Source organism: Microbacterium sp. GXS0129, from assembly GCF_044769785.1.
In the GTDB taxonomy this organism is placed as follows: Bacteria; Actinomycetota; Actinomycetes; order Actinomycetales; family Microbacteriaceae; genus Microbacterium; species Microbacterium nymphoidis.
This window is the reverse complement of the sequence record NZ_JBIZVZ010000004.1, coordinates 331,490-353,711: the sequence shown is the minus strand read 5'-3', so window position 1 is coordinate 353,711 and position 22,222 is coordinate 331,490. Positions and strand designations below refer to the sequence as shown.

Sequence of the window (22,222 nt, the reverse complement as noted above, 5' to 3'; positions counted from 1 at the left end):
GGCCTCCGATGGCCGCACGAAAGCAGGGCCCTCATGCGAGTATCGGATTGCGTTCTGCTACCCGCGGCCCAGAACCTGACGCTGTCGCGCCGCCTGTGCACTGCCGTGGTAGTGATCCCGCGCAGGTCATGAGGACATGACGGCACGCAGAAATGTGGAACCTGACTAGTTTGCCACCCCGGGAACGTGACTGCAAACCCGGGCGTGTCGCGCTCGGGTGATTCCCGGTTTCGGGCGTGATCCCGGGGCGTGCGCCTCCTCCATGGCTCGCAGTATGGAGGCAGGGAGTTGGAGCCAAACGAGGACATTTCCGCCAGACGAGGACGAGGTCTGCCGAATAGGTCCTATCAGTGTGAAATGTCCTCCGTTCGAGACAGCCATTTGCCGCGCTCCGCAGCTGTCGTCCGTTCCTCCACATGGCCGGCCACAGGCGGATTCACCCCGACATTGCCCGCGCGACCCCGCGGCGCCCGGATGCATGCGGAGGATTCGGCCATGAACCTCCTGACATGGCTCCGGCAGCGGGGCGGGATCGCGCATCGGAAGCAAGCGCAGGAGGCTGGATTCGACGCCCGCCGCATCCGGCACGCAGTGGCTATGCACGAGGTGACCACCATAGGGCGGAACTGGGTCGCTTCGCGGGAGACCGGTGCCGACCTCATCGCCGCAGCGCAGGCGAATGGGCGCGCGGCCTGCGTCACCGCGGCGGCGTTGCGCGGCTGGTGGCTGCCCGATTCGATCCCACGGGGTCGCCACCTCCATGTGAATCCTCACTCCTCCCCCGCCGAAACGTCCGCCCACCTGCATCGCAATCGGCCGCTCGTCGCAGTACCTCGCGGCGCACTCATCGAGTCGGTCGAGGATTCACTGCAGCACATCGCGACGTGCTGCAGCCCCGAGAGCGCACTCATCATCTGGGAATCGGCGTGCCGCACCGAGAATCTGTCAGCGGCGTCGTTGCGGCTCATCGCGTGGGCGGCGCCGGCGGCGCGACGACTGGCTACAGAGGTCACCGGTCTCGCCGATTCCGGCTTGGAGACAGTCCTCATGCGCGGCCTGGCCCCGCTCAACTGTCGCCTGCGGCCGCAGGCCTTGGTCGCCGGCCACCGGGTCGACGCGCTCCTCGGCGACTGGCTTATCGTTCAGGTCGATGGCCACGAGTTCCACTCGTCATCGGCGGCGCGCACTCGTGACGTCAGACACGACGCCGAGCTGGCGCTGCGGGGCTACACCGTCCTCCGCTTCACCTACGCGCAGGTCCTCCACGACTGGCCGGCGGTCTACCGGACCGTGGCTCGCGCCGTCGCCCAACGACGCCACGTCCGACCCCGCTGAGCCGGGACGGGAATCCACGCCACCGCGGGGGTGATCCGAACGGAGGAGATTTCACGCTCCGCGGCTCGCATTCGACGTTTTGATCCTCCGTTGGGTGAAATGTCCTCGTTTCGCGGTGGCCGAAAGCAGGATGATGCCGCAATGCCCCTCCGCAGCGGGGCTCCGGAGGGGCATTGACTTACTTCACACCGTGAAGCGGCTCACCTCATCGACGTGCCTGCGTGCGGCGGCGCAGCACCAGCAGGGCGGCGCCGGCGGCGAGCAGCATGAGGGCGATCGGGGCACCGTAGCCGAGCGAGACACCGGTGACCGAGAGCTCCTCGACCGTGACCGTGCCGCGAGCCGAGGCGGTGGGCGCCTTGTCGTTGCTCATCGAGTCGGACGACACCGTCGCGGTGTTGACCAGCTCGCCGCGCGCTCCGCGGTCGACCGTGGCGGTGACCGTGATCACGCGCTCCTCCCCGACCGCGAGGCCCGGAAGAACACAGGTGATCGTGCGGCCCTGCGCGGTGCAGGCGTCCGTGATGCCGTCCGCCGACGCCGACGCGAAGGTCAGGCCCGCGGGCAGCTCGTCGGTCACCGTGACGGGACCGAGGTCCTCGGTGGGTCCGCTGTTGCCGACGGTGATCTCGTAAGTCGCGGTGCGACCGGTCACCAGCTGACCGACGAGACGCTTCTCGATGGTGAGCGTGCTGAGGGCGGGCACCGGCGACGTCACCGTGGAGGTGTTGTCGCCCCGCGTGCTCGGGTCCTCCGGCGTGGCCGAGGTCACCGTCGCGGTGTTCTCCACCGACGGGTAGGCGGCGGCCGACACAGTGGCCGTCACGGTGACGCTGGCGGTCGCGCCGACGGCGAGCTCCGGCAGCTGGCACGTGACCACACCGCCATCGCCGACCACGCAGCTCCAGCCCTCGCCCGCGGCGCTGACCCCGGTGAGTGACGCCGGCACCGCGTCGGTGACGACGACGCCGCGCGCAACGGACGGACCGGCGTTCGTGACCTCGAGCGTGTAGGTGATGCGCTCACCGATCTTCGCGTCGGTCGCGGTCTTCACGATGGACAGGTCGGCCACCTCGGCCACCGTCCCCGTCACCGTCGAGGTGTTGTTCGACAGGTCCGGATCGGTGGTCTCGGAGCTGACGACGGCCGTGTTCACCACGTCGCCGCTCAGCGATGCGGATGCCTGCACGCGGATCTCGACGACCGCGACCGCCCCGCTCGCCAGCGTCCCCAGGGCGCAGGTGACCAGCTGGCCGTCCGCGTCGCAGGAGCCGTCGGAGCTCACGAACGTGAGTCCCGCGGGCAGCTCGTCGGTAATCGCCACGCCCACCGCGTCCGACGGACCGAGGTTGGTCACGGTGAACCGGTACGCGCCCTCCGTCCCCGCGGTGAAGCTCTGGGAGACGGTCTTGACGATGGAGAGGTCGGCCACCGTGATCACCGGGGTGACCGTCGTGGACGAATCCGGGCCCTCGCCGCCCTCGGGCTGCGGGGTGCGGCCGGGCGTGACGCTGGCCGTGTTGACCAGCTCACCCGTCACGCCCGCGGCCACGTGGCCGGTGACCGTGATCGGCGCCGCAGCGCCGACGGCGAGGTCCTGGGCCAGCTCGCAGACGATCGTGCCGTCGGCCGTCGTCGTGCACGTCCAGCCGTCACCCTCCGCCGCGACGAACGTCACGCCCGCGGGCAGCGCGTCGGTCACGGTGATCGGGTGCTCGGCGTCGGCGTGCGACACGGAAGGCCCGTGGTTGGTGACCTGGATGGTCCACGAGAAGTCCTCACCGGCCGTCGCGGTCTCGGCAGTGGCCGTCTTCACAATCGACAGATCAGCTTCCGCGGACACCGTGACGGTGTCGGTGCTCTCGCGGGGTTCGTCGTCCGGCAGCGGGGTGATTCCGGGAACCACCGATGCGGTGTTGACGATGTCGCCCTCGAGGTCGGCGGCCAGCTGCACGGGAACGGTGAACGACACCGAGGCCCCCGGAACGAGGGTCGATGTGATCGGGCACGTGACGATCTGACGACCGTCCTGCTCACCCGTCACGGCGCAGTCCACGGCATCCGGGGACAGCGTGACCCCGGCGGGCAGCACGTCGGTGACCACGATGGGGTGGGCCTCGGTGGCACGCGAATCGCTCGGACCGTTGTTGGTCACCTGGAGCGTCCACGCGAACGGCTGCCCGGCGATGACGCGAGCCTCGGGATCGTGCGACTTCACGATCTGCAGGTCTGCGACCTCTGCCACGTTGCCCGTGACCGTGTCGGTGTTGTTCGACGGGTCGGGATCGGTGGTGTCGGAGCCGACGGTGGCCGTGTTGACGATGTCGCCGGTGACGGACGCGGACGCGCTCACCGTGATGTCCACGACGACCTCCGCCCCGGCGGCGACGGTGCCGAGCACGCACGTGACGAGCTGGCCCTTGGCCGAGCAGTCGGCGTCCGAACCGGCGAAGGTGAGACCGGCGGGCAGTTCGTCGGTGATGACCGCGTTCACCGCGTCGGACGGACCGGCGTTGCTGACGACGAAGCGGTACGCCCCGTCGACACCGGCCGTGAACGACTCGAGTACGGTCTTGACGATCGACAGGTCGGCGATCGTCTCCACCGGCGTGGTGACGGTCGACGAGTCGGGCTGCGTGTTCTCCGCGGGCTGCGGCGTACGGCCCGGCGCGACGGCGGCGGTGTTCACGATGTCGGCGGTCACGTCGCTCGCGACGAGTCCCGTGACGGTAATCGGCGCGGCATCGCCCACCGGCAGGTCCGTAGCGAGCTTGCACACCAGCAGACCGAGCAGATCGACGTCACAGTTCCAGCCCTCGCCCGTCGCGGAGACGAAGGACACTCCGGCAGGAAGCAGGTCGGTGATCGTGATCGGGTTCTCCGCGTCCGCGTGGGACACGGACGGACCGTGGTTGGTGACGGCGATCGTCCAGGAGAACTCCTCGCCCGCAACGGCGGACTCGGCGTTCGCCGACTTCACGACCGACAGATCGGCCTCAGCTGCCACCGTGATGGTGTCCGTGCTCTCACGCGGCTCGTCATCCGGCAGCGGGGTGATGCCCGGAGTAACGGACGCGGTGTTCACGACCTCACCCTCCAGACCGGCTGCCAGCAGCACCGGAAGCTCGAACGACACGGAGTCGCCCGGGGCCATGGTCGAGGTGATCAGGCACGTGACGATCTGCCGGCCGTCCTGGTCACCCGTGACGGTGCATCCCTCGGCCTCCGGCGCCAGCGTGACGCCCGCAGGCAGCACGTCGGTGACGGTGATCGGGGTCGCGGCATCGGCACGCGAGTCGCTGACGCCCTCGTTGGTGACCGTGAGGTTCCAGGTGAACGGGGTACCGGCGATCGCCTCGGCATCGGCATCGTGCGTCTTGCTGATCCGCAGATCTGCACGCGTGATCACCGTGACGTCGTCCGAATCCTCGTCACCCACGTCGCTGGGCGACGTGACCGATGCCGTGTTGGTGATGGTCTGGGCGTCCAGGCTGGGCGCCGTCGAAGTCACCAGAGTGAGGAACGGAGCGGACGTGTTGGCCGGGAGGGGCGTCGGCTGCCCGTCGACGCCCAGCAGGACGCACGTGAGGGTGCCGTCGGTCACCTGGCAGTCCCAGGAGATGGGGCCCGAACCCGAGTCGGCTCGCACGAAGGCCAGGCCGGCAGGGATCACGTCCGTGATCGTGACCGGAACGGCCGCGTCCGACGGACCGTGGTTCTCCACCACGATCTGCCAGGTGGCGTAGTCACCCGCATCGATCGTCGGCGTGACGGCCTTCTTGTGGATCTCCAGGCCGCTGACCGCATCCGTCACGATGGTTCCGCTGCCCGGGTAGGGAACGCGCTCGCCCGTGGTGTCGTCGACGGACGACGACGTGGTGGCGACGGCGGTGTTGGTGATGCTGGTGGCATCGGAGATGCCTGCGCTCACGCGCGTGGTCACGAGGACGGTCGCGGTGCCGTGCAGCGGAATGTCAGCGAACGAGACGTCCATGCTGGCGGCATCGAAGCCGATCACGCGGCTGCCGGCGGGTGCATCGCCGAGGGCGACGTCCGTGATGGTCAGGCCGAACGGCATCTGATCGGTGAGCTGTGCGTCGTACGCGGTGGACGGACCGTTGTTGGTGACGACGATGGTCCACGTCACGTCGGTCCCCGACACCACCGTGGTGGCGTCCGGCGTCTTCGCGACGGACAGCGTCGCCTTCGGCGTCAGCTCGATGGGCGCGAACGACACGTTGTTCTCGAGCTTCGTGTCGTTCGAGGTCGACACCTCGGCGGCGAGCTCGATCGTGCCGTTCGCGTCGGGTGCCACCTGCAGCGTCAGCGTGAAGTCATGCGACTCCCCCGGCGCGTACGGCGTGGGACGCGTGAGCGTCTGCTTGCCGTCGACCGTGCTGACGGTCCAGCCGTCGACCACGTCGCCGTCCTTCACGTCGCCGGCGAGCGTAGTCCCTGCGGGCAGGGTGACCACGGTGACGCCGTCGTGCGAGGTGGACGGGCCGGCGTTCGCGATGTTCAGCGTCACATCGAACGGGTCACCGCCGGGCACAGCCTTCTCGGGCACATCGGTCCAGGTGACCGACATGTCGATCTTCGCCTGCACGCCCGCGGGCGCCTCGACGACGTTCGTGCGGTCGCCATCCGAACGTGCCTGCGCGGAGTTGACGATCTTCGCCAGCGTGTCGGGGTCGGTGATCGTACCGGTGGTGGCCGGGTCGATCTTGACCACGTAGCTCAGCGTCGCGCTGCTGTTCGCGGCGAGGTCGCCGTAGACGAACGTGACGTTGCGGCCGTTGGCGGATGCGGACCAGTGGTCCATCCCGGTGCTCAGTCTCTCGAATGTCGTGCCCTCGGGAAGGACATCCGTGACCACCACGTTGCGCGAGTCGGACGGTCCCTGGGCGCGCACGGTGACCTCGTACGTCATCGTCTCGCCCGGGGTGACCGTGACGACACCGTTCGCCTCGGCGGGATCCGTGATCTTCTTGCTGATGCTCAGCTTGTCGGCGGTGCCGATGACGGTCTGCGCGGAGCCGGTGTTGTTCCCGGTGTTCGGGTCGGGGGTCACACCCGCCGTCACCGTCGCGGTGTTGGTGATCGTGGTGCCCGAGGTCACCGAGGCCGCCACGCGCGTCTGAAGCGTGATCGTGACCGACTCGTTCGGGGCCAGGTCCCGCGCGATGTCACACGTCAGGTTCGTCGCGGTCGAGTTCTCGCAGCTGACGCCGCTGACCGTGGCGACGTTCTCCATGGTCAGGCCCGCGGGGAGAGCGTCCGTCACGCGAATCGGCTGAGCCGCCGAACCGCGCGAGACCGACGGGCCCTGGTTGGTGACAGTGATGGTCCACGTGGCCGCCTGTCCGGCGGTCGACGAAGCCGGACCCGTCTTCGTGATCGCGAGGTCTGCCTTCGTGCTCACCGTCCCCGTCGCCGAGTCCGTGTTGTTGTCCGGGTTCGGGTCGTAGGGATAGATGTCGGATCCGGGCGCGGCGGGCGTGGACACCGTGGCGGTGTTGCGCACATCCGTGCCATCGGTCACGTCGGCGGCGATGTCCGCGACGACCGTCAGCTTCCAGCTCTCACCGTTGCCCAGCGCGGCACCGTCGGTGCGCGTGCAGGAGTAGGTGTTGCCATCGAGCGTGCAGTTCCATCCCTGCGCCGCGGCATCCGGAAGGCTGCGCAGCGTCACGCCGGGCACACTGTCCAGCGTGTCCTGCAGGAGCACGCCGCTCACCGCATCGGGGCCGTTGTTGGTCACCGTCACGGTCCACGTTCCGGTGCCCCCGGCGACGAAGTTGTTCGGGACGTCGGCTACGGCCTTGTCCACGGACAGGTCGGACTTGGGGATGCGCACACCGGCGGTGCCGCTCGTTCCCAGATACGCGTTCTGGTCGGAGCCGAAGTGGTCGTACCCGGCGTTGTCGGTCACCGCGATGGGGCTCGCGGTGTTGAGGTGGCGGACGCTCAGGCCGAGGTTGTCGGCGTTGTTGACGAGCACGCTGCGCACCGGCTTCGCCTGGTACGTGAACGTCACGCTCTGGCCCGGGGTGAGACGGCCACCTGGCAGGGCAATGCTGTTCCACGTCAGCGCAGCACCGGCGACGGCCGGCTCACCGGCGCCCTGCACAGAGCCGGCGACATACGCCCAGCCGGACGGCAGCAGGTCCTTCGCACCGGCGGTGAGCGCGTCACCCGATCCGCTGTTGGTGAGGGTCACCCGGAACGTCACCGGCTGGTTCAGCAGCGCGACGCCATCGGCACCGATGGTGGGCACCGGGTCGATGACCGTCTTCGTCGCGTTCACCTTCGGAGTGCGCGGCGTCACGTTCGCCGTGGCGTTGCTGCTCGGGCCGTACTGCTTGCCCGCGCCGCCCGCGAGGGAGTTCCAGCTCGCCGCCCGGAGCGTGTTGGTGATCGCGCCGGCACCGAGCGAGGTGGAGGGCGCGAGCTTCACATAGAAGGTCCGGGTGGTGTTCGTGTTCGGGGCAACGGTCCCGACGTTCCACGTGATCTTGTTGCCGGAGACCTGGCCCGCCTGCTCGCCCGCGTTCGGGCTCACGGTGGTGGTGCCGGTGATCGGGCTGCCGTCCGCGTTCACCAGCACGACGCCCGCGGGCAGCGTGTCCTCGAGGACGACGTCGTAGGCAGGGACCACTCCGGTCGAGTTCGCGCGCACGGTGTAGGTGAAGACCTGACCGGGCTGCGGGGTGGACGTGCTCACGCTCTTCTGCACCGTCACGATGGGGGTACGGAAGACGGTGGTGTCGGTGGCGGTGGCACTGGTGTCACGTGCCGAGCCCGACTTCGGAGTGAAGTTCCACGCGATGCTCGCGCTGTTGCCGAGGGTCGTGTTGTTCGCCAGCGTGGAGCCCGCCGGGATGGTGGTGCGCACCTTGACCGTCACGACACGGATGTCGCTGGACGGCTCGATGTGCCCAGACGCGTGCGTGCCGACGAGCTGCACCGTGCTGGTGCCACCGGCGGCAGACACCGCTCCGAGCGTGAAGCCGCAGTCGGTGGCTGCGCCCGTGCCCTGCACCGTGCAGGACAGGCTGTTCGCGTCCCAGACCAGCCCGCTGGTACCGCCGAGACCGGCGGCCGGGGTGTCGGTCAGGATGGCGTTGTAGAGCCAGGCATCGGCGGGCAGCACGGCGGAGACCGTCCACTCGACCGTCTCACCGGCCACCACGTTCTTCTGCGTGGTCCGCTTGGTCAGCGAGGCCGGGGCGACCTTGGCGGTCGCGTTGGCATCCGCCGTGTAGGTGCGGCGCTCCGCACCGTCCGGGTGGCTGAAGCCGGTGAGCTTCGCGGTGTTGGTGTACACCGCTCCCGCCGCGGCCGTGTTCGGCACCTGGACCGTGTAGGTGAGCGTCACGGTCTGGCCGGCAGTGAGGGGAGCCTCGCCCTTCCAGGTGTACGCCGTGGTTCCCGCCGCGCAGGAGCCCTGCGTGGCGAAGGTCACCCCGGCTGCACCGGAGGACGTGGAGAACTGCGGGTCGGAGGCGACCAGCTCACTCGGGATGCAGTCCAGCACCGACCAGTCGTACAGCACGGAGCCGGACTTGTTGGTTGCGGTGAGCGTGAAGGTCGCCGTACCGCCGGGGACCACGACGCCGTTCGCCGGTGTGGTGATCGCCTTCTTCAGCTCGGGCGTCGGCTGCACGATCTGAACGTTCGCCGTGGCGGTCTTGACGGTGGCCGGCGTGCCTCCCTCGGCCGGGGCCGCGAGCAGTCGTGCAGTGTTCTGCTCGATCGCGGCGGCGGCCGACTTCACGACGGCGAAGTATGTGACCACGAAGGTCGCCGGAGAGTCGGACGTGTTGCGCCACGTCTCGGGGAATCGCAGGGTGCCGTCCGGGCAGAGTGTGACGTCATCGACCGCGCTGGCGCAGACGGAGTCGGATGCTGCGACGACGACGCCCTCAGGGCCCGTGGCGCTCACCGGCTGCGAGGCATCCTGCACCAGGCCGGCCGAGAGCGTGTCACGCGCAATGCCGCCGTAGATGGTGGTCTGCGCCGGAACGGTGACCGTGTACGCGAACTTCACCCACTCGCCCGGCGTCGCCTGGGAGGCGAGGTTGTTGCCTGTCGCCGTGATCCCCGTTGCCAGGGTGGACTTGATGATGTCCGCCTTCGGGGTGGTGATCGTGGCGGTGTCGTTGGCCGCCGGCGCGTTGGGCTTGTAGCTGGAGTCCGCGAACGGGTTGTTCTGCGGGAACATCTGCTCCTGCGTGGTGTCGCTGTCCGTGCTGTCGACGAAGTACGACGTCATGCCGGCCGTGTTGGTGTGTGACGTTCCCTGGCCCACGGTGGCGGGCATGGTCATGTCATACGAGATCCGCGTCGTCGCACCGGGGGCGAGCGGGCCCGGGATCACCCACGTGATGATCGTCTGTCCTGCGAACGGCGCACCCGCGGGCGCGACCTCAGCGACGAAGTTGCCCGGTGTCACGTTCGTGACGTTGTCGATGGCGATTCCCGGCGGAAGTGCGTCACGCACGGTGATCTTGCTCACCGGCTGATCGGTGGCGTTCGCCGCCGTGCCCTCGTTCTTCACGTCGATCGTGTAGCGGAACGCCTTGCCCTGCGTGGCGTCGGCGTTGCCGCTCACCGGGGCCACGTTCTTGTCGAGACTCAGCGGCACGACCGGGGCGATGGAGAAGTCGGCCGACGCGCGGGACGAGAACACCTCACCATCGGTGTTCTGGTAGCGCAGCTTGGCGAGGTTGCCGAGCAGGTCGGGCTTGGTGGTGAGGTTCGTCTCGGTGATCTTCGCGACGACGAGGAGCTCGAGGTGAGCACCCGGCTTCACATAGGACGCACCGTTGGCGGGAGTGCCCAGCAGCCAGTTCAGGCTGTCGCCCTGCTGCCAGGTGGTGTTGGTCACCCCGGGGACGGCGACGTTGTTCGCGGCGGTCGGAACCACCTCGACCGCGGTCGTACGCGGCGGGATGAAGTCGGTGAGCCGCGCGTTGCGGGTGTCGACGCCCGCGGGGAAGTCGATGGCGATGCGGAAGCAGATCAGGTCACCGAAGCGGGCGACCGGGCCGCCGGTCGAGGACCAGTTGGCGGCGTCGCTCAGGTCGCAGTCGCCCGCGTCTCCGATCGGGGTGCGGTTCGGGTTGGTCCACGCCTGCTTGACGATGGTGACCTCGGCGGTCTCCAGCGTGTGCGAGGAGGTGTTGGTGGAGTCCACCGGTCCCTGATCCACGGTGTTGCCCGCGATGGGGGTGGTGGTGCCGTCGACGCGCACGTTGTTGGTGAACGAGTCACCCGACACCGTCGGGAGGGTGTCCCGGGCGGTGCTGCCGTAGTCGGCGCGCTGCATCACGTGGTAGCTGAAGGTGGTCTCCGACGATGCGGCCATGTCCGACAGCGTGAAGGTCAGCACGTAGAGGCCGTCAGCGTTGGTGGTGACGGAAGTCAGCGTCACGCCGGCAGGCAGTGTGTACGGGGCCGCGTCGTTGTCGCACGAGGCGGGCAGGCTGATGGCCGGACCGCCCTCCGGGATCACGGGGCACAGTCCGTCCGGAAGGGTGTCGGTCACGGTGATGCCGGCGGCGCTGACGTACTCGCTGGTGCGCACCGTAAGGGTGTACGCGCGAACGGCGCCCTCCTGGAACACGCCGCTGTCGCCGCTCTTGAGGATGCTGAGATCCAGCACCTGCACGCTGTGGCTGTCCTGCACATCCACCAGGCGCGAGGCCTCGTCCTTGACGTTGCCGAGGTACCGACCCGCGGCGTGCGCCGTGTTCTCGCTCCAGTAGCCATCGACGGGCTCCGACCCCACCGGGCGCGTGGCGCCGCCGGTGAGGCTGCCGTCTGCGGCCACGTGACGGAGATCGACGTGTGCGGTGTACTCCAGCACGATCTCGTCGCCCGCGCCGAGCGTGCCGAGGTCCCACGTGATCTGTGTGAAGACCTGGCCGTTCTCCTCGATCACCGCGGTGGTGCAGGGATACGCGCCACCGCAGCCGTCGAACACCATCACGCCCGGAAGCTTGTCGACCACCACGACGTTCTCGGTGCCGGCGTTCGCCGCGGCGTTGCGGACGGTCAGCTGGTAGTTCACCGGCTGACCACGCAGGGCCTCGTCTTCGGGCGTGTTGGTGGTGGCCTTCGTGAGCTTCAGCGGAACCACCATGACGGGCTGGTCCTTGACGCCGCTGCTCGTGGCACCGGTCACCGTCGGCGCGCCCACCGCGGGAACCTGCACCGCCGGAACCGTGCGCTCATTGGCGTTGGCGTAGATCCCGACGCCGACGTTGAACTCCGAGCCCACCGGGTGTCGTGCGTCATCGGCTGCGACGTCGAACGACACGGTCAGGCTGGAACCGGTCACGAGGTCCGAGATGTTGGGCCAGGAGAGCACGACGCCACACGAGGCGGGGTCGTTCGCCACCGCGCACCACGGCGTGGACACGGGTGCCGGCAGCTCCCGGCCCTGTCCATCGACGGCGGGGCCCACGAAACTCACGCCCGGGGGCAGAACGGCCACCGCTGTGGCGTTGTACTGGTCCGGCCCGCTGGTGTTCGTCGCAGTGACGGTGATGTTCGCCTTCTCACCGGCCAGGAGCTGCTCGCTCTCGACCGTGAGCCCCAGCGTGGTGGGGGTGGTCCCTCCCGGAACCGTGACCGGCACCGTCGCAGAGGCGGCCGGCGCGATGGCGAGGCCCGCCACCAGTGCGGTCACCACCACCATCACCAGTCGCGCGAACCAGGTTCGCAGGGTCATCGGGGCAGGGGTATGCGAGCGCACAAAAGACACGGGGATATCTCCGGGGGACGAGCCCACGGTTCGGAATCGGGGCTCTTGCTTGGGGTAAAGCGCTTCGGCCTCGGGTGGCCGTCTTCCAACCTAACCCGACACGCCCGACCCTGCACCCAGGGCCCTCCCAGGTTCGTCAGCAAGCCCCGCAGCCGGACCCCGGCAACGAAGAACGCCCGGCCCCTCAGGGCCGGGCGTTCTTCCGAGTCTGTGACTCAGTCGTTGCCGATCTGCTTGTCCACGTTGTCGCGGATCTCGTCGATCTTGTCTGCAGCGCCGGGAGCGACCTTCTTCGCGAAGCCCGCCACACCGTCGAGGATCGAGTCGCTGATGCCCTCGGCCTGCTCCGAGTGGAGGGCCTCGTCGACCTTCTCCTTGTTCTGCTCGTAGAGGTCCTTGGCCTTGTCAACGCCCTCGCTGACGGCGTCCTTGCCCTTGTTCACCACGTCTTCGATACCCATGGGTGCTCCCCTCCGGATTGGTTTCACGGCCCATGCGAGCCGCGTTCATTCTGCTACGTCCAGGGCGTTCAGCAACAGAGCCGACACAGAGGGACATAGCAGGTTCACAGTCAGCCCGCGGGGGTCGTCGTTCCCGGGAACATCGACATGCAGCTCTCCTCGATGGTGACCGGGGTCTTGGAGGTGGTGGGCGTCCACCGCACGCTGAGCGGTGTGGTGGCATCCGCCGGCACAGAGGACGTGAAGGAGAACGTGCGCGTCTCCCCCTGACGGATGGCCGCCGTCAGGCTCTGCGTCTGGCGTCCGTTGTACACGCCGGAGCGGTCGTTGTAGCTGATGTCGCCTTCACCCGGATCGGTGCCGACCAGCTCGCCACCCGGAATCGCCATACCCAGCACGTCCAGCGTGATGGTGTTGCTGGTGTAGCCCCACTGCGTGTTGCGCCGTCCCAGCGTGTAGGTGCTGCCGATCGAGTCGGGGATGCTGTTGGTCATCGACACGCTGGTGGTGACGGTGCGGGCATCCGCGTTGCAGCTGATCGCCATCGTGGTGCCCAGCCAGTACTCGAGCTTCGAGTACGACGTGTCGTTGAGGTAGATGCCCGTCTGGACGGTCTGCGAGTTGTCGCCGGTGATGGCACCGTCGAGGTTCAGCTCGTGCGCCATCGCCTGGGAGGCCTCGTCCGGGAACCAGAGGTAGATCCGCTGCTCCGCGGCGCCGGCCTTGAGCTGATCCAGCATCGCGAGGGGATCCCATCCGCCCGCCGAGATCTTGTCGAAGATGGCCGATGCCGTCTTGCCGAAGTACCAGCTGGCCGCCAGGCCGTCCGCTCCGAAGCGCTCGTAGGTGTCGCTCAGGAGCAGCTGGACGGCGTTGTCCGCGGTGATCTGCTCGTCCTCGCCGTCTACGGTCACCGGCCCGGTGACGCGCAGCATGTACGACAGGGCCACGGGATCCAGGCTGATGACGCCCTGCACCGGGGATCCGCTCACGTCGGTCCACAGCCGCGAGACCACATCGGCGGTGTCGCGGAAGTCGGGGTACCGGCTGAAGTTCTGGCTGTTGTTCCAGGTGTCGTTCTCGAACAGCTGGGCCTTCTCCGCAGGTTCGATCGGCGCGAACCCCGTGCCGCTCAGACCGCGCTCGATGAACGCCGCGCTCTCCCAGTCGTCCCGCATCTCGATCTTGCCGTTGTCCACGTGCAGCACCGCGGCGTTCGAGGGGTTTCCTCCGGTCGAACGGATCTCGGCGTTGTTCTGGAACAGCAGGATGTAGTCGCGCGGACCGTCGGCGCCCAGCATCGCGAGCATGGTGGGCAGGTACTTCTCCGCGAGGTCGAACGCCGGAGAAGCTTCGTCGATGATGTCCACGAGCTGGCCGATGTTGTCCTTCACGAAAGGAAGGATGGCAGTCTGATCGATCTTGTCCACGTGGGACTTCGCCTCGGTGAACGTGGCCGCGAGCGCGGGGATCTGCGGCTGCGCGTCGCGGAAGGGCTGCAGGTTGAAGCCACCGCCTTCCAGCGTGAGGTTCTTCAGATCGAGCGCGGCCAGCAGGTTGAGTCCGGTGGGAAGGGCGTCGCGCACGAGGATGTGCGTGGCCTGGGTGGTCTCGCTCACCGCGGCCACGTTCGCGCCGACCACGGGCACCTTCGCCGCGAACTCCCAGAGCTGTCCCTGGACGATGCCGTCGGCTTCCTTGGTGAGCGCGAGCACCTCTTCCGCGATGGGCTGGATCTGCGCGATGTCGCCCGACTGCACGAGGGGCATCACCGCCGTGACCTTCTCCTTGGTCTGCTCGAGGAGGTCGCGGACCTTGATCGCTTCCTTCACGAACATCGCAGCGAACACCGCGCCAGCGATCAGCACGATTAGGAGCGGGAAGACCACCCACGGCCACCAGCGACGGCGACGCTTCCTCGCCGGCGGACGCTCGCCGCCGGAGCCGCCAGAGCCGCCGGAAGACAGCGGCCGAGTCGTCGCGGTGGTGTCGTCGCCGAAGGAACCCAGCTTCTCAGTGGGCTGTGCGGGCTGGCTCAGCGCGCGTGCTTCGCGGCGGCTGAGGGGCGCGTGGGGGTCGATGTCGAACTCCTTTAGGTCGTGCGAGATCATAACGTCCGACCCTGAGGGAACCCGGGTGCCTCGTCTCGCCACCCTCGGATTCGTCGTGCCCACTTCGCTGCCAAACCGTGCCGTTTCGAGCAAAGTGAGCGCACCGCAGGCGAGCGCGCCACTCCCGGGCGAGTAACTACACTCGTGTGAGGCCGTTGATTTCGCCACACGGCGAACACGGTCCCGCCGTCGCGGACCGAGCGACATCGGCCGAGACAACCGGGAGGTGCGACGTGTCCGGCATTCTGGTGCACGAGTGGCTCGCCCGTCACGGTGGTTCGGAGAACGTGTTCGAGGTGCTCTCCGGAATCTTCCCCGACGCGGATCGCTTCTGCCTCTGGAACGACAGCGACGGCCGCTTCACCGGCGTCGAGGAAACGCTGCTGGCGCGCACTCCGTTGCGGCACAGCAAAGCGGCGGCCCTCCCGTTCATGCCCTTCGCGTGGCGCCATCTGCCGTCACGCGACGCCGACTGGATCCTGTGCAGCAGCCACGTGTTCGCGCATCAGGCGCGTTTCGCAGGGCCCGCACGCGACGCCCCGAAGCTGGTCTATGCGCACACGCCGGCGCGATACGTCTGGACCCCCGAGCTCGACGGCCGCGGATCCGGCGCCGCTGCTCGGCTCGTCTCCAGCGTCCTCAAGCCGCAGGACCGCCGCCGCGCAGCCGAGCCGGTCGCGATCGCGGCCAACAGTGCCTTCATCGCCGAGCGCATCGCACGCACATGGGAGCGCGAGGCCATCGTGATCCATCCGCCGGTAGAGGTCGCGGCGTTCACGGCTCCCCCCGCTATTTCGGCGGAGGAAGAGGCGCGCCTCGACGGGCTTCCCACCCCGTTCCTGCTGGGTGTCTCGCGATTCGTCCCCTACAAGCGCCTGGACCACGTGATCGACGCGGCGATGGCGGCCGGCCTCCCGGCAGTTCTCGCCGGCGGGGGCCCGGATGAGGCTCGGCTGCGCGACTATGCCGCCTCGCGCGGTGCCCGCGTCACCTTCGTCCACAATCCCTCGACCGCGATGCTCGCAGAACTGTACCGTCGGGCCCTCGCGCTGGTGTTTCCGGCCATCGAGGACTTCGGCATCATGCCGGTGGAAGCCATGGCCACCGGCACGTCCGTCGTCGCGAGCGCGGTGGGCGGCACGGCGGAGACGGTGGTGGACGGCGCGACCGGAGCTCTGGTGCAGGACTGGACGGATGCTGCCGAGCTGACCGCCGCGGTGGAGCGTGCCGCCGGCGCGACCGCCGAGGCATGCGTGGCACGCGCGCGCGAGTTCGATACCTCGGTGTTCACCGAGCGCATCGCCGCATGGGTGGCGAAGACCACCGCGCCGTCCTTCATCGAAGGCGCGGCCGAGTGAGCGCTCTGTTCGTCGACGACCGCTACCGGGGTGCCCACGGTATCGGCCGCTACGCGCGCGAAGTGCTGCCGCGACTGGAGCCCGCCTGGCGGTCCTTGCAGCTCAGCGGTACGCCCTACTCCCCCCTCGACGCATTCCGCAGGCTCCCCGGCGCCTCCCCCGGCGATGTCGTGTACTCGCCCGGCTACGGCGCCCTGGTGCGCGCTTCGCGGCAGCTCCTCACCGTGCACGACCTCATCCAGCTCCGCTCGCCGTGGCCCGGGCGCGCGAAGTTCGCTGCCTACTACGCCGGGCCGGTGCGCCATGCGATCCGCCGGGCCGGTGTGGTGCTCACCGTCTCGGAGACCTCGGCGCGCGACATCCGCGAGTGGCTGCGCGACGACGCGGTTCGCGTCGTCAACGCCGGCAACGGATGCTCGGCGGCGTTCCATCCGGATGGGCCGATCGGAGAGGCGCCGTATCCGTACGTGATGTACGTGGGCAACACCCGTCATCACAAGAACCTGAACGTGGTGGTGCAAGCCCTTGCGCGCGTCCCGGAACTGAGGCTGCGCGCGGTCCTGCCGGAGCCGGAGATCGACACGGCGGCCGGGTGGGCGGAGGCGGCGGGGGTCGACGACCGCGTCGAGCTGCTGCACAGCGTGACGGACGACTGGCTCGCCGAGCTGTATCGCGGCGCCGTCGCCACCGTGCAGCCGTCGACGGACGAGGGTTTCGGCCTTCCCGCCCTCGAGTCCATCTCCTGCGGTGTCCCGGTGATCTTCTGGGCCGGATGCGAATCGGTGGCGGAGATCGTGGGCGGGCGTGGCTGGGCCGTGACAGAAGCACACGATCCGGCCGCATGGGCGGACGCCCTCACCGCCGCGATGGATGCCCGGCGTCGTGTGGAGGCCCCGACCGGGTACGACTGGGACCGCACTGCGGCCATCATCTCGGAAGAACTTCGCCGCGCCCTCGGCTGAGGCGCTGCGGTGGCCCCGCGCCGGAGCATCCCCGGGGGGCGCGATTCAGCGTTGTGTGAGATCGAACACGAATCGCTGCAGTTGGGCGGTCTTCGCGCCCCAGCTCTCCGCCGCTGCGCGCCGCATGCCCGCGATGTTCGGTGACGGATGCGCGAGCGCGCTCCGCAGCGCCGCATCGGCGTCGGCTCCGTCCCGGTAGGTGTACACCCCGGAGACGGCGTCAGCACGGAGCACCGGCGTCTCCCGGGTGACCACGGCCGTCCCCGCTGCGAGGTACTCGTACAGTTTCATCGGGCTTCGTCCGGCGTTGAGCGGATCGTCCGACAGCGGCAGCAGTCCGACGCGTGCCTGCTGCAACAGTGCGGGGAGCTGGTCGTAATCGACGGCGCCGAGCATCTCGACGTTCGATGTGAGCGGTGCGGGCGCCTGCCCGGGGCCTGCGACGATGAAACGGACATCCGGATGCTGTCGCGCCCACGCGCCCAGCTGGTTCCAGTCGAATCTGCCGTCGAGCGCGCCGACGTACACGCACAGCAGCTCCCGTGCACCGCCGGCCGACGACGCGGTGAATCGCTCGGCATCGACGCCGTTCTCGATCACGAGCGTCGGCAGGGTGAGGTCTCCGAGAGCGCGGAGGACCGCGGAGGACGTGGCGATGACGGCATCGGCCGCGGCGACGATCCGCTGCTGCTGCGCGTGCTTGACCCCGTCGGGGTACATGTCGGTGGGCCGGTACACGAGCCGCCCGGTCAGCGCACGCACCGACTCGTGCCACAGCAGCGGCTGGTCGATGAGCACGGCATCGAAGCGCTCGGCGATGCCGTGCCGGCGCAGCTCCCGATCGACACGGAACCGCCCGTAGGGCACGGGAGCGATGGTGCGGGGCACGAGGTGGGTCACCCCCGCCTCGTCGCGCATCGGTCCGCGCGGAAGCGTGGCGAGGGTGTGCGCGTCGATGCGTCCGGTCACCCGGTGTGCGAGGGAGACCGGAGTGGAGAGGTGCACCACCTCGGCCCCCGACTCTGCGAGCGTGCGGGCGTAGTGATGGCTTCCCACACGGAACGGGCCGAAGGCATGACTGTGCGAGAGCAGGAGGATCCGCGCGGCGGCGTCGCTCATCGGCGTGCCCGCCGCACGGTCTCGCGCATGCGCGATTCGAGATGAGCGATCTTGTCCGCAGCAGCCGAGACCGCCGCGATCACCTCATCACGTCGTCCCCGCTGAGTGACGAGAACCTGCGTCAGAGCGTTGACGTCGGCGTCGCGGGAGTCGTGGCTGACACCGTGCAGCCCGATCACGTCGAACGCCGCCGCGATCTTGCCGGTCGGCGTGGGCACCAGCTCCACCGGTACCGCGCCGCTCAGCGCAGCGAGCACCAGCACGTGCATACGGTCGCTGATGACCATGCGTGCGTCGTCGTAGCGTGCGCGGAGGTTTCGTTCCTGCGTGACCGCGTCGATGTCACCCCAGGGCTCGAACTCACCGCCGAGTGCGTCGGCGAGCTCCCGCGAGCGCTCCTCGTCCTCCCGAACCTGCACCACCGTGCGGATGCGGAGCCCTTCGGTCCGGGCGAACGCACGCACCGCCTCGATCCAGGCAGCGGAGGGCATCGGACGCGCCCCGCGCAGGCTGATGATCAGCTCCTCACGCGCCTCCTCGTCGGATCCGGCACGCCCGCCCGCCGCGAAACCGACGTCGGGCACGACCTGGGCGCCCCCCACCAGCGCCGCGCTCTTCTCGTCGCGCCACAGCGCCACCTGCGACCACCGCGCCGCGAGCGCGTGCAGCCAGAGGGCGGGATTCGACGGCGCGCGGATGCCGCGCGGCGGTCGCACCACGACACCGCGCTTGAGCCGGACGATCACCGTCTCGGCCAGGAAGACCAGCTCGCGAAGCCCGTTGCCGCGATCCAGCGGCACCTCCCCCGCCTCCAGCACCAGCACCGGCCGGCGCGGAGCCGTGGCCAGCAGCCACAGCCAGCGCGGGACGCTGCGCTTCGTGCGCAGCACGATGGTGCCCGTGGGAACCCCGAGCTGGTGCAGCCACACGTCGGGCGTCTCGCCCACGTAGGCCACCAGCTCGTCGGAGGTCCCCCGTGCCCACTCCAGCGTCTCGCGGCGGATCAGCGCATCGCCGATGTTGCCCGCAGGCCCCGTGAGGGACACGAAGGTACGGGTGGGACGACGACGCGACGAGCTCACTCTTCCAGGCTATGCGCTCAGCGCGCGCGGAACGTCCATCCCGAGACATCGTGCCGCAGCCGTTGCGACCGACGTCGGTCTGAGCGAACGCGCGACATTTCCTTAGTCAAGTACGGGCAGACTTCCTGACCCACCGCGCGTGGACAGTCTTCACTCGAGTAACCGGGGCCTCGAAATCAAACTCCTCGCGAAGTCTCGGCGAGTTGTACCACCCACCAAACCTGAACCCAGGTCGCTCTGGATCCGCTGGGCGAAGAGCTACTCCGCCTCGGTCAATAACTTGATGCGGAATCGGGGTTCCCCCGTTGCTGTTGAAATGGATTTCACCCGTGTGAGAAGGTCGACGAATCTCCGGTTCATGATTCACGAAACGGCGAACCAAACGTTCTCTTGCTTCATCACTGATTGGTTCGCCACAAAGTGTCGAGTGAATACTGTCAACAAGATCAACTAATGTCCATTCGGGATATCGTTTGAGAAAGCGATCAGGGGTGCTTGCGAGCAGCTCTGCCCAATTGCGCAAATATTCGGCGAGCGAACTCTCCAACGAATCCGTTGAAACGTGCACATCGTGCACTTGTTTAGCATACTCGACAAAATGCGACGATTTTGAGAAGTAGACCACTCCAACGGTGTGCGATCCCGGCAGAAGAGACAAAAGCGCGTCGACGATACGGATATTGGCGGCTCGCATCTGGCTGAGTCCCCACTGCCCTTCCACGGAAAGGCTTCGAGGGTGCCGCAGGAGAACCGACTGATTCACGCCGTCCTGCGCAAAAACGACCAGATGCGACAAGGTGCCCGCGGTGGAGGCGATCTCTTTCGCTCCTGCAATCAAGGATATCTGCTCAGCAAGCGGCAGTGTTTCTGGCGAGACAACCTTGTACCCACGCCTCTGGTAGAAATCCTCGAGCATCTCTTCATTTAGTTCCCGCGTCTCAGTTGTCCTGTTAACCAGCCTGCGACGCGTGAAGTAGATCTTTTCCACCGCGCCCGGCGAGACCGAGTCTCTAATCGAGTCGTAAATGAATCTCAAGTTATCGTGGTACTGACCATTACCCAAATAGAACGATTGGTCAGGAACAACAACTTTGTCGAACTGCATCGGCTCGTCGACGATGACAATCTGCTCCCGAGATATCCCAAGTCTCTCAACCAAGGAGAAATTGGGGTGATCTATCCCCACCGGATAGGTTCTATTGAAAGCTACCTTCATCGATTCGATGTTGTTGCCGATCGCCCACCAGAGTCTCGCGAGACTCTCCGTGAGGAAGTGGCCGAACTGATCGGGACGTATTCCGCCAGCATAGAGGGCAACGCCCTCGACGCGCCTGACTTGCTCAGGCTCATAACCTCGGATCACATTACGACGGTGAGATCTGGCGGGATGAAAAGTATGCCCCGCAACGAATCCCCCTGTCGCATCGGTGACACCCCCCTCCCACGACTGGCGCGAGTCTCGCGCGGCTCTTAGCGGGAGGATTATTCCGTCGTCAACAATTTGCACACTGAGGTCATGCTGAATTCGACGATTCTGTGCAACAAAGGCGCGCCACTTCTCCGAATCGTTCGCGAAGATCAGAGGCTGGCCTGTGGTGTTCATCAATGATCTCCATCATGACAGTGCGCTAAACGGTAGCCTCGCTCGAGCCAACCCGGCGTCGTAGACTGGCTTGCCCGTCCCGTGCGCGGGGACGTACACATTCCGCGGCTTCGATCCTATCGGAAGTACCAGAGGAATCAGAGCGCACCAGCTAAAGCAACCGACGCATAGACGCCAGCCATCTGGGAAATCTTCGCGTCAGGCTCGCTAGACGCGAGTGGCAGAGTAGGCACCTAGCCAGTACTCAGTAGGCGCTTGTCATCGACTCGGCTACGCCCAAGCGCCGATTCTCCCCAGCGGTCCGACGACAACCACGCGAAAGCCCCAGGGCTGATCAATGCGGATCAGGATCGCGAGCGCGAGCGCGCCCTGACAGATTTCGTAGCGGCTGCGCGCTCGAACACCTGCGCGAACGCCGCGCGCGTCGATGCCAGACTACGCCCCTCCAAATTTGGAGCACCGCTACGCTCGGTGGCACGTCCAAAGTCGATTGCCAAGTCGATCGCCTCCGCGGTGATCGGTCCGTCCGTTAGGTGCAGCCACCCGACTCCGATCTCGTCTGAGAGCTCCGCCAACGCCTCAGTTCGCGGAGTGAGGACGGGGCGTCGGCGAGAGAGGGCTAGGAATAGGATCTGTAGATCGTGAGGTGTGTGAGGCGCGCGAGGTAGAACCACAAGCTCGGCGGCATCAATTTCTTGGATCCTCGCTCCGTCCGAAATTCGCTCCAAGCGCGTCGAGATCAGCTTCGAACGTCGCGCCTCAGCTCCTTTGAGTTTCGTTGCACTGAGGCGATGCGCGGGCGCTACGAACCGAATCGTGAGACCCGGTGTGTTCGTGACTCGAATCAGCTGGAGCAAGCCCACAGCCGACGATGGAAGGAATCCACGCGCGATGCAGAGCAGACGCCCCGGCACCTGAGTCGCGCCGGGGTAGCCCACAAACCTCTCACCAAACTCGGAGTACGGGATGAGGTGTGTTCGCGCAGGTGCCGGAGTTTGTGTGAACGCGTCGCGCACAATGAAGGCGCTCGTGACCCGGTCGAGCAGTTCAGACGCGATCCGATCCGACCGGCTCCTCTGGTCACGTTGATCAGTGCCATCGACCGTTCGCACCAGCGCGATTCGATGTTTGCGGAGATTACGCACGAAGGCCCATGTCGCCAACAGCCGCTGGCGAGAGCTCGCGTCAGCGGTCCCGATGAGGGTGTCGAGGCTCGAATCCACGACGTGCACGACGTCCACGTCGAAGCTTGTCAGTACCCCCTGTGAGTATCTGAAGGTTAGGCCCGGATTCGACTCCCCCACGACCTCGTCCACATATCGCAGTACAGGAGCCGGCGGACGATGAGTGAAGTGGACGGTGAGGTCGCGTGCCGACCGGGCTTGAGCGTTAGGAGACTCCACGACAACCATAATATAGT

At 67.5% G+C, this 22,222-nt stretch carries 9 protein-coding genes; 3 read left to right on the top strand and 6 right to left on the bottom strand.

What is annotated here, in order from left to right; translation table 11 throughout:
* Positions 1-495: 495 nt before the first annotated feature.
* A complete protein-coding gene (locus ACIQJ5_RS13980) occupies positions 496-1,335 on the top strand; it encodes an endonuclease domain-containing protein (RefSeq protein ID WP_402844836.1) in 840 nt (279 codons plus the stop codon).
* Positions 1,336-1,540: 205 nt separating this feature from the next.
* Here ACIQJ5_RS13980 and ACIQJ5_RS13975 read toward each other — a convergent pair whose 3' ends face one another.
* The 3 genes from ACIQJ5_RS13975 to ACIQJ5_RS13965 all read right to left on the bottom strand — a co-directional run bounded on the left by ACIQJ5_RS13975 (position 1,541) and on the right by ACIQJ5_RS13965 (position 14,678).
* Positions 1,541-12,073, bottom strand: a complete 10,533-nt coding sequence (locus ACIQJ5_RS13975) for a hypothetical protein (RefSeq protein ID WP_402844835.1) — start codon at positions 12,071-12,073, stop codon at positions 1,541-1,543.
* 248 nt (positions 12,074-12,321) lie between these two features.
* Positions 12,322-12,567: a hypothetical protein gene (locus ACIQJ5_RS13970; protein ID WP_402844833.1), complete on the bottom strand. Its 246-nt coding sequence runs from the start codon at positions 12,565-12,567 to the stop codon at positions 12,322-12,324.
* A gap of 110 nt (positions 12,568-12,677) precedes the next feature.
* On the bottom strand, positions 12,678-14,678 hold the full coding sequence (locus ACIQJ5_RS13965; protein ID WP_402844831.1) for a DUF4012 domain-containing protein: 2,001 nt from the start codon (positions 14,676-14,678) through the stop codon (positions 12,678-12,680).
* Between the two features lie 233 nt (positions 14,679-14,911).
* Here ACIQJ5_RS13965 and ACIQJ5_RS13960 point away from each other — a divergent pair, with 233 nt between their 5' ends.
* Both ACIQJ5_RS13960 and ACIQJ5_RS13955 read left to right on the top strand, forming a co-directional pair.
* A complete protein-coding gene (locus ACIQJ5_RS13960; RefSeq protein WP_402844830.1) occupies positions 14,912-16,036 on the top strand; it encodes a glycosyltransferase in 1,125 nt (374 codons plus the stop codon).
* Entirely contained in the window at positions 16,033-16,998 is a 966-nt protein-coding gene (locus ACIQJ5_RS13955) for a glycosyltransferase family 4 protein (RefSeq protein WP_402844828.1), read from the top strand. The genes ACIQJ5_RS13960 and ACIQJ5_RS13955 overlap by 4 nt, the downstream gene beginning before the upstream one ends.
* 45 nt (positions 16,999-17,043) lie before the next feature.
* Here the strand turns inward: ACIQJ5_RS13955 and ACIQJ5_RS13950 are convergent, their stop codons facing one another.
* The 3 genes from ACIQJ5_RS13950 to ACIQJ5_RS13940 form a co-directional block, all read right to left on the bottom strand.
* Positions 17,044-18,117 (bottom strand): glycosyltransferase, encoded by a 1,074-nt coding sequence (locus ACIQJ5_RS13950; protein ID WP_402844827.1) that lies wholly within the window; start codon positions 18,115-18,117, stop codon positions 17,044-17,046.
* Positions 18,114-19,199, bottom strand: a complete 1,086-nt coding sequence (locus tag ACIQJ5_RS13945; protein ID WP_402844825.1) for a hypothetical protein — start codon at positions 19,197-19,199, stop codon at positions 18,114-18,116. The genes ACIQJ5_RS13950 and ACIQJ5_RS13945 overlap by 4 nt, the downstream gene beginning before the upstream one ends.
* A gap of 106 nt (positions 19,200-19,305) precedes the next feature.
* Positions 19,306-20,802, bottom strand: coding sequence for a glycosyltransferase 61 family protein (locus ACIQJ5_RS13940; protein ID WP_402844824.1), 1,497 nt, complete (start codon positions 20,800-20,802; stop codon positions 19,306-19,308).
* Between the last annotated feature and the right edge of the window lie 1,420 nt (positions 20,803-22,222).

Bases quoted from the DNA above. Each gene is read 5' to 3' on its own strand.
- ACIQJ5_RS13940 (WP_402844824.1), bottom strand. From the start codon at position 20,802: ATGAACACCACAGGCCAGCCTCTGATCTTCGCGAACGATTCGGAGAAG.
- ACIQJ5_RS13975 (WP_402844835.1), bottom strand. From the start codon at position 12,073: ATGACCCTGCGAACCTGGTTCGCGCGACTGGTGATGGTGGTGGTGACC.
- ACIQJ5_RS13965 (WP_402844831.1), bottom strand. From the start codon at position 14,678: ATGATCTCGCACGACCTAAAGGAGTTCGACATCGACCCCCACGCGCCC.
- ACIQJ5_RS13950 (WP_402844827.1), bottom strand. From the start codon at position 18,117: ATGAGCGACGCCGCCGCGCGGATCCTCCTGCTCTCGCACAGTCATGCC.
- ACIQJ5_RS13970 (WP_402844833.1), bottom strand. From the start codon at position 12,567: ATGGGTATCGAAGACGTGGTGAACAAGGGCAAGGACGCCGTCAGCGAG.
- ACIQJ5_RS13980 (WP_402844836.1), top strand. From the start codon at position 496: ATGAACCTCCTGACATGGCTCCGGCAGCGGGGCGGGATCGCGCATCGG.